The organism is Suttonella ornithocola (assembly GCF_001889065.1).
Classification (GTDB): domain Bacteria; phylum Pseudomonadota; class Gammaproteobacteria; order Cardiobacteriales; family Cardiobacteriaceae; genus Suttonella_A; species Suttonella_A ornithocola.
The window spans coordinates 1-347 of record NZ_LWHB01000285.1 but is presented as its reverse complement, the minus strand read 5'-3'; the positions used below and the strand labels follow the sequence as shown (position 1 = coordinate 347).

General features: G+C 36.9%; 1 protein-coding gene. It reads right to left on the bottom strand.

What is annotated here, in order from left to right; all coding sequences use genetic code 11:
• Nucleotides 1–305, bottom strand: a 305-nt coding sequence (locus A5N85_RS13780) for a transposase (RefSeq protein ID WP_169818693.1), incomplete at its 3' end; no start/stop codon positions are given.
• Nucleotides 306–347 lie beyond the last annotated feature (42 nt).

Sequence of the window (347 nt, the reverse complement as noted above, 5' to 3'; positions counted from 1 at the left end):
TAAAGCCCAACCCAATCCAAAGACAGATAAAAGAATAAAGTATCAATACAATCCATCCGCCATTCTTTGCGTATTTGCTTAATCCAAGCCCACATCTTTTCAATGGGATTTAAGTCTGGACTATAAGGGGGTAACCAAACTATCTCATGCCCATGCTCTTCAATGATTGCTTGAATATCACTGCGTTTATGAAAAGCGGCATTGTCCATGACAATTACACTGTTTTTAGGTAACTCAGGTAACAGTGCTTCTCTCACCCAATGAGAGAAAATATCGCTGTTAATAGAACCATCATATATAGTCAAATCACTTATAATCCAATCTATCCAAAGCAGATATATAGTCAA